Origin of the sequence: Natronococcus sp. JC468 (assembly GCF_012163165.1) — an archaeon.
Classification (GTDB): domain Archaea; phylum Halobacteriota; class Halobacteria; order Halobacteriales; family Natrialbaceae; genus Natronococcus; species Natronococcus jeotgali.
Window position 1 is genome coordinate 46208 of the sequence record NZ_JAAVUO010000024.1, and the last position, 7384, is coordinate 53591.

General features: G+C 67.3%; 8 protein-coding genes. 3 read left to right on the plus strand and 5 right to left on the minus strand.

All coding sequences use genetic code 11. The annotated features are described in order from the left end of the window. Positions 1 to 101 precede the first annotated feature (101 nt). Both thsA and GWG54_RS14040 read right to left on the minus strand, forming a co-directional pair. Positions 102 to 1760 (minus strand): thermosome subunit alpha, encoded by a 1659-nt coding sequence (gene thsA, locus GWG54_RS14035; protein ID WP_167938374.1) that lies wholly within the window; start codon positions 1758 to 1760, stop codon positions 102 to 104. A 139-nt stretch (positions 1761 to 1899) separates the two neighbouring features. Continuing rightward, a complete protein-coding gene (locus GWG54_RS14040; RefSeq protein WP_008420820.1) occupies positions 1900 to 2457 on the minus strand; it encodes a pre-rRNA-processing protein PNO1 in 558 nt (185 codons plus the stop codon). A gap of 88 nt (positions 2458 to 2545) precedes the next feature. Between GWG54_RS14040 and GWG54_RS14045 the strand changes: the two genes are divergently transcribed. Further along, positions 2546 to 3301, plus strand: coding sequence for a proteasome assembly chaperone family protein (locus GWG54_RS14045; protein ID WP_167938368.1), 756 nt, complete (start codon positions 2546 to 2548; stop codon positions 3299 to 3301). Positions 3302 to 3310: 9 nt separating this feature from the next. Here the strand turns inward: GWG54_RS14045 and GWG54_RS14050 are convergent, their stop codons facing one another. After that, entirely contained in the window at positions 3311 to 3838 is a 528-nt protein-coding gene (locus GWG54_RS14050; protein ID WP_167938369.1) for a hypothetical protein, read from the minus strand. Between the two features lie 58 nt (positions 3839 to 3896). Next, positions 3897 to 4400 (minus strand): metallophosphoesterase, encoded by a 504-nt coding sequence (locus GWG54_RS14055; RefSeq protein WP_167938370.1) that lies wholly within the window; start codon positions 4398 to 4400, stop codon positions 3897 to 3899. 149 nt (positions 4401 to 4549) lie between these two features. On the opposite strand from GWG54_RS14055, the gene GWG54_RS14060 reads away from it, so the two are divergent. Further along, a complete protein-coding gene (locus GWG54_RS14060; RefSeq protein WP_167938371.1) occupies positions 4550 to 4804 on the plus strand; it encodes a DUF2061 domain-containing protein in 255 nt (84 codons plus the stop codon). A gap of 5 nt (positions 4805 to 4809) precedes the next feature. On the opposite strand, the gene rio1 is transcribed toward GWG54_RS14060, so the two are convergent. After that, positions 4810 to 5685 carry a serine/threonine-protein kinase Rio1 gene (rio1, locus tag GWG54_RS14065; protein ID WP_167938372.1) on the minus strand — a complete coding sequence of 292 codons (876 nt, stop codon included), beginning with the start codon at positions 5683 to 5685 and terminating at the stop codon, positions 4810 to 4812. 118 nt (positions 5686 to 5803) lie between these two features. On the opposite strand from rio1, the gene nhaC reads away from it, so the two are divergent. After that, positions 5804 to 7267, plus strand: a complete 1464-nt coding sequence (gene nhaC, locus GWG54_RS14070) for a Na+/H+ antiporter NhaC (RefSeq protein WP_167938373.1) — start codon at positions 5804 to 5806, stop codon at positions 7265 to 7267. Positions 7268 to 7384 lie beyond the last annotated feature (117 nt).

Below are 7384 nucleotides of genomic sequence, written 5' to 3' on the forward strand. Positions count from 1 at the left end.
AGACGATACGCGAGTGGACAGGTGGGTGCCCGAGCGGGCCGGGCTGACCCCCGTGGGTCGCGCCCTTCCCGCTCGAGGGTTCGGGATTCTTCGAACCTCGCTTACATCATGCCGCCCATACCGCCACCCATGCCGCCCATGCCGCCCATGCCGCCGCCGCCCGGCGGCATCTCCTCGTCATCGTCGTCGTCGGCGACCGCGAGGTCGCCAGCGGCGATGACGTCGTCGATGCGCAGCAGCATGACCGCGGCCTCGGTGGCGGACTCGATCGCCTGGGTCTTCACGCGAAGCGGCTCGTAGACGCCCTCCTCGCCCATGTCGATCGTGTCGCCGGTGAAGGCGTCGAGGCCCGCTGCCTGGTTGCCGCCGTCGTGATCGGCGCGCAGCTCGACCAGCGAGTCGATGGGGTCGAGTCCGGCGTTCTCCGCGAGGGTGCGCGGGATGACCTCGAGCGCGTCGGCAAAGGCCTCGACGGCGAGCTGTTCGCGCCCGCCGACGGAGTCGGCGTAGTCCCGCAGGGCCAGCGAGAGCTCGATCTCGGGGGCGCCGCCGCCGGCGACGACCTTGCCGTCCTCGAGGGTCGTGCGGACCACGCCCAGCGAGTCCTCGATCGCGCGGTCGACCTCGTCGATGACGTGCTCGGTGCCGCCCCGGAGGATCAGCGTGACGGCCTTGGCGTCGTCGACGTCCTCGACGAAGATGCGCTGGTCGCCCGCGATCTCCTTCTGGGCGACGCTACCGGCGAAGCCCAGATCGTCCTCGGTCAGGTCGTCGACGCTCGAGACGGGCGTCGCGCCGGTCGCGCGGGCCAGCTGGCTCTGGTCGCTGGACTTGACGCGGCGGACGGCGATGATGCCCTCCTGGGCCAGGTAGTGCTGGGCCATGTCGTCGATACCGCCGTCGACGAAGACGACGTCGGCGCCGGCGTCGGCGACCTTCTGGGCCATCTCCTGGAGCTGGGCCTCCTCCTGCTCGAGGAACTGCTCGAGCTGGTCGGGGTCGGTGACGTTGACCTCGGCGTCGATCTCGGTCTCCTGGATCTCGAGGTCGCCGTCGACGATCGCGACGGAGGCGTCCTCGGCGAAGTACGGCATGTTCTCGGAGACCCGTTCCTTGTCGACGATGACGCCCTCGACGAGCTCGGAGTTCTCGATCGAGCCGCCGACGACCTTCTCGACTTTGATGTTGTCCGTGTCGACCTCGTCCTCGTCGGCGACCGACTGGACGGCGCTGACGACGAGCTCGGCGAGCAGGTCGCGGGCGCTCTCGGCGCCCTTGCCCGTCATCGCCGTCGCGGCGATCTGGTGGAGGATCTCCTCGTCGTCCTCGTCGACGTCGATGGCGACGTCCTCGAGGGCCTCCGTGGCTTCCTCGGCGGCCTGGCGGTACCCCTGGGCGAGGGTCGTCGCGTGGATGTCCTGGTCGAGGAGGTCCTCGGCCTGGGTGAGCAACTCGCCGGCGACGACGACGGCGCTCGTGGTGCCGTCGCCGACCTCGTCCTCCTGTGTCTCGGCGACTTCGACGATCATGTCCGCCGCGGGGTGGTCGATCTCCATCTCCGAGAGCAGCGTTACGCCGTCGTTGGTGACGATAACGTTGCCCGAGGAGTCGACGAGCATCTTGTCCATCCCCTTCGGACCGAGCGTGGTCCGTACCGACTCGGCGACGGCCTTGCCGGCCTGGACGTTCATCGACTGCGCGTCCTTACCGGACGTTCGCTGGCTGTCCTCCGAGAGAACGATAAGCGGCTGGTTGCCCATCTGTTGTGCCATAGTCAGACGAAGGATTGATTGCTATTCTATATAACTCTTTTGGTGTCCGCCGCCCGCGATCGCCGGACTCGAGCGGGGCGACGTGACGCGGAATCGCAGAACGGGGTCGAAAGGTGATCGGGTGCGATCAGGACTCGCCGCCCGGGTAGCGGTGGTACTGCATCCCCTGGTGTTTCATCTCGTTATGGCGCTCCTCGAGGAACGAGTAGACCGATCCGTGTGGCGCGCCCTCGAGTAGCATCTCCGCGGCGGTACGAACGGCGTCGACTTGCTGGGGCGTGCCGATCGCGCCCAGCGTCGAGCCGTAGATGACGACGTCGGCGCCCGAGAGCTCCTCCATGAGTTCGCGGGTGCGCCCGTCCTCGCCGATGAGCCGTCCCTTCTTGCGTTTCATGTCGTTTTTGTTGCGCGCGGCGGCGTCGATATCGACGACATCGAACTGCATCATATCGTCCTCGAGCAGCTGCAGCGCCTCCTCGGGCGGGAAGCCGCGGCCGATCGCGCGGACGATCTCGGGACCCTTGAGGCCGCGAACGGGATCGCCGACCGTCTCGACCGCCACGGAACCGTTCTCCGAGTCGATGTCCAGCCGAACTTCGGCCGCCGCCTCGATCTCGCGCATCGTCTCGCCGCCCTCGCCGATGAGGACGCCGATGCGGTCCTGCGGAATCTTCACGTGTTTCATGCTCTCCGGTACTCGCTCGGCGAGTTTAAGCGCTTGGTCCGCTATCGACGGTGGAACCACTATATCCTATTTCGACGTATCCCGTCGTATGGCGAGCGACCCACGGTACGAGATCGTCGTTTCGGACGACCGCGAGCTCGAGGGCCCCCTCCTCGTCGGCCTTTCGAACTTCGGGCTGGCGGGGCTGACCGCCGTCGACCACCTGACCACCCAGCTCGAGTTCGAGCAGGTCGGCCACGTTCGCGCCAGGAACGTTCCGAGCGTCGCGCCGTTCGAGGACGGTACCCCCAGACACCCGATGCGGCTCTACGCGGCGCCAGACCGCGACCACTGTGTCCTTCTCGGCGAGATCGTGGTTCCGGTGTGGGCCGGGCCGGCGCTGGCCGACGCGGTCGAGAACCTCGCCGCCTCGAGCGAACTCGAGGAGGTCACGCTGCTCCACGGCGTTCCGTTCCCGCACGGCCCCGACGAGCACGCGCTCTTTTTCGTCGCGACCCCCGAGTACCGCGATCGACGGCTCGAGGGGACCGACCTCGGCCCGCTCCGGGGCGGCGTCCTCGACGGCGTTCCCGGCGAGTTCACGAGCCGAAGCCTCGCCGGCGAACTCCCGCCGACGGGCACTGTCGTGACGCCGATCCATCCCCCGGGCCCCGACTTCGAGGCGGCCATCCGGTACCTGGCCTTTCTCCGGGAGGAGTACGGACTCGAGGTCGAGGACGAACGACTCCGGGAGCGCTCGGAGTCGATGAACCGGTACTACGGCGAACTGGCCGATCGCATGGAAGCGATCGAGGCCGGCGGCGCGGAGGAACGCCACCTCCCGATCGATCGAATGTTCATGTAAGTTACGGTATCACGTACGCCGGGAACGGGCGACCGCCCCGCCGAGCGCCGGAAAGGCGAGCATCGATCCCGCCGCGATCCCGACGGCCGCGACGAGGGCGAACCACGGCACCCCGAGGACGGTCCCGACCAGCGCGCCGCCGTAGCCCGCCAGCAGGAGAACGGCGTTGTAGTAGCCCAGACGGAGCGCGACCAGCGCGGCCGAGAGGGTCACCCAGCCGAGCGTCTCCGTCCCGGGCGGACGGACCCAGCCGCCCCGAACCAACGCCCCGACGAGCACCATCGTCAGCCACGCGCCGAACGCAGCGCCCGTGACGTCGGCGCCGCCGGCGGAGTCCGTCGCCGCGACGAGCAACAGCGCCGGCAGCCCGAGGATCGATACCTCGCCGAAGACGGAGGTGACGTCGTGAAGAAAGCAGCCGACGCCGCTCTTCTCGACGGTCGCCAGCTTCCCGTACCCGTACCAGGAGCGTCGCGTCCGGGTTTCGGCGGGGCGGGTCAGTCGGCCCGGCGGACGATCGCGACGATCTCGACCCATACTCGTCGCAACGGCGGGTCTCGATAAATACCCCGGTGACTCGTCGTCGCGAGCGCGGCTACTCGAGGACCGAGCGGAACCGAACCGTCTCCGAGAGCGTATCGACGATCGCGACCGTGCGGTGGTCGTCCTCGACGGCGGGAAAGTGCGCGCCCGGGTTGAGCAGCGTCGTCCGCCCCTTCTCGCGGTGTTCGCGGCGGTGGTGGTGGCCGTAGCAGACGTAGTCGTAGGTTTCGGCCGCGGCCAGGGTCTCGACCTCGGCCATCGACTCCCCGTGTACCACCGCGAAGGAGAGCCCGTCGAACGCGAGGTCGGCGAACCGGCCGTGGAGCGCGCTCCCCTCGCCGAGGGAGTCGAACGCTGCCTCGAGGCCGGATACTTCGCCGTCGTTGTTCCCGAGGACGCCGTGGAGTTCGAGCCCATCGAAGGCCGCCAGCAGGGGCGGCGCGACGAAGTCGCCGCAGTGGAGGACGACCTCGACGCCCTCGGCCTCGAAGATCTCGGCCGCGCGCTCGGCCGCCTCGAGGTTGTCGTGGGTGTCCGAAACGATTCCGACGTTCATACCGAGTCGGGCGACGGCGAGTCACTAAGGCGTTCGGGCGAATCCGTCCAGCGACGTCTCACCGGACCGACGGGGTAACGGAAAGTAGTTTCTCACGGTGAGTTTCGAACCCCATAGTGATTAATACGTGCGCCTCGGTAGCTGGTACCATGAACGGCGCGGGTCTCGCGAGCCGACACCCCCGTCAGGCCAGGCTACGGGCGATCGTCAAGACCGTCCTCTATCGAGTGGTGATGGTGCTCGTGACGGTTTCGATCGCCCTGCTCGTCACCGGGAACGCGGGCGAGGCCCTCAGCATCGGGCTCGCGACGAACGTCCTGAAGACGGGCACCTACTACGCCTACGAGCGGGTCTGGGATCGAATCGAGTGGGGCGTCTCCCGGTCGCGGTCGGAGTCGCGGTGATCGACCTACCCGCGGGACGGGTCCGGTTCCGGACTCGTGACGAACTCGAGTAACTCGTCGGGATCGGTCTCGAGGCCCTGACGGGAAAAGAAGCTCGCGACGTTCTCGCAGTCCCGTTCCAGAAAGTCGCGGCTGTTGGGGTGGTGGACGGTGACGGCCTGCCCGAGGTCGATGACGACGAGCTGGCCCTCGTGGAAGACGACGTTGTACTCGCTCAGATCGCCGTGGACGATCCCCGCCGCGTAGAGCCGGCGCATGTACTCGCGCATGACCTCGTAGGCGGTCTGCGGGTTCTCGATGTGGACCTCGCCCAGCCGCTTGGCGCGGCCGTCCTCGCCGCCGATGTACTCCATCACGAGGACGTTGCGCTCGGTCGCGATCGGCTCCGGGACGCGAACGCCGGCTTTTTTCGCCCGCCGGAGGTTCGCCAGCTCCTTTTTCGTCCAGGCGAGGACGACGTCCTTTTTCTTTCCGCCGAGGCCCTCGAAGCGTGGGTCCCCCTCGAGGTAGTCGCGCATCTGACGGAAGTTCGAGGAGTTGATCCGGTAGATCTTCACCGCGACCTCGCGGTCGTCGCCCAGCGCGTGGTAGACGTTGGCCTCCTTGCCCGTCGAGAGCGGCCCCCCGAACGCCTCGACGTAGCCGTCCTGAACCAGTTTGTACAGCGCGGCGAAGGTCGCGTCGTCGAACACCGACTGTTCGACCTTGAACTGGTCGGCGTCCTTGATCCGCTCTTGAAACTCGTTGAACTCCCGATCCCGCTTACGGGCGATCCGGTCGGCCTCGGTATCGGCGACGTCGATCTCCTCCCACTCGTCGCCCGGCACGTCGGCCTCCTCGAGGTCGACCAGTCCGAACTCCCCGTCCGTTCCCTGTCCCATCTACACGCTCGTAGCGGGTGCAGGCAGGTAAAGGATCGGGTACTGGTGTCGCTCGTGTGCGAGCCCGAATGGTGGTGTTATTTGGGAGCACCGCCGAAACCGGGAACCGTTCGACGACATGGCGCTGGAGTACACACCGCGAACGTACGACGAAATACCCGAGAAGAAGCGCCCGTCCACGGCGGAGGCGCTCGTCCCGATCGCGGGGATGATCCTGTTCCTCTCGGTCGGAATGATCTGGCTCGGAATGGACCCGCAGATGCCGCTGTTGTGGGGGATCGCCTTCGCCGGGTTGCTCGGTCGCTACTACTTCGGGTACACCTGGGCGGAGCTCTACGACGGGATCGGGCGCAGCATCCTGACGGGACTGCAGGCCATCCTGATCCTGTTCGTCATCTACATGCTCATCGCCGCCTGGATCGACTCCGGGACGATTCCCACGCTGATGTACTACGGGCTCGAGTTCCTCTCGCCGGGGATCTTCCTCCCGTTCACCGTCGCCCTCTCGGCGATCGTCGCCTTCGCGATCGGCTCGTCCTGGACGACCGCGGGAACCCTCGGCGTGGCGATGATCGGGATCGGCTCCGGTCTCGGGATTCCCGAGCCGATGACCGCCGGTGCCGTCCTGTCGGGCGCCTACACCGGGGACAAGAACTCGCCGCTGTCCGATACCACGAACCTCGCCGCAGCGGTGACGAACACGGAACTGATGGACCACATCCGTGCGATGCGCCCCGGGACGCTGATCGCGTTTACCGGCTCGCTGCTGCTGTTCGTCGTGCTGGGACTGAACGCGAGCGGGGCGATCCCCGCCGGTCGGATCGCCGAGATCCAGGGCGGCCTCGAGGGGAGCTACGTCATCTCGCCGCTTACCTTCGTTCCGCTCCTGGTCACGTTCGCGCTCGCGTTCTACGGGTTCCCGGCGCTGCCGTCGCTCGGGGCCGGGATCTTCGTCGGCGTCGGCATCACCATGACGGTCCAGGGTGCGGGCTTCGCCGCCGCCTGGGACGTCGTCCACAACGGAACGAGCCCCGAGACGGGCGTCGAACTCACGAACGAACTGCTCGCGGTCGACGGGCTCACGGGTTCGGTGTGGGTCGTGACGATTGTCGTCGCCGCGCTCGCGCTGGGCGGAATCCTCCAGGAGACCGGCGTGCTGGCGACGATCGCGTACGCTATCGGGCGGGCAGTCGGCAGCGTCGCCGGACTCACCGCCGGCACGGCCGCGGGAACCATCGCGATGAACTTCCTCGCCGCGGAACAGTACATGGCGATCGTCGTCCCCGGAATGACGCTCCAGAACCTCTACGACGAGTACGGCCTCGAGAGCCGGAACCTCTCGCGGGCGGTCGAGGCCTCCGGGACGACGACTTCGGCGTTCGTCCCCTGGGGCTCGGGCGGGGTCTTCATGGCCTCGGCGCTCGGCGTCTCGGTGATCGAGTACGCCCCGTACTACTTCTTCGGGATCCTCTCGCCGCTCGTGTTGCTCCTGATGGGCGCGACCGGGTGGGGGATCTTCTACAAGGACGCTGCCGACCGGGAGTCGACGCCGGAAGGGACCGCGCCACGGACCGTCGACTGAGACCGCGCGTTACGGAAGGGCAAGAAGAAAGCCCCGTGCTTTAGCGCGGGGATGAATCCAACAATTGACTCCTCCGTCCACAGTCAATAGCACATCTGAGTTTGAAACCATTAACAT

Coding starts and splice junctions, on each gene's coding strand:
- thsA (WP_167938374.1), bottom strand. CDS start 1,760: ATGGGCAACCAGCCGCTTATCGTTCTCTCGGAGGACAGCCAGCGAACG.
- GWG54_RS14040 (WP_008420820.1), bottom strand. CDS start 2,457: ATGAAACACGTGAAGATTCCGCAGGACCGCATCGGCGTCCTCATCGGC.
- GWG54_RS14045 (WP_167938368.1), top strand. CDS start 2,546: ATGGCGAGCGACCCACGGTACGAGATCGTCGTTTCGGACGACCGCGAG.
- GWG54_RS14050 (WP_167938369.1), bottom strand. CDS start 3,838: ATGGGTCGAGATCGTCGCGATCGTCCGCCGGGCCGACTGACCCGCCCC.
- GWG54_RS14055 (WP_167938370.1), bottom strand. CDS start 4,400: ATGAACGTCGGAATCGTTTCGGACACCCACGACAACCTCGAGGCGGCC.
- GWG54_RS14060 (WP_167938371.1), top strand. CDS start 4,550: ATGAACGGCGCGGGTCTCGCGAGCCGACACCCCCGTCAGGCCAGGCTA.
- rio1 (WP_167938372.1), bottom strand. CDS start 5,685: ATGGGACAGGGAACGGACGGGGAGTTCGGACTGGTCGACCTCGAGGAG.
- nhaC (WP_167938373.1), top strand. CDS start 5,804: ATGGCGCTGGAGTACACACCGCGAACGTACGACGAAATACCCGAGAAG.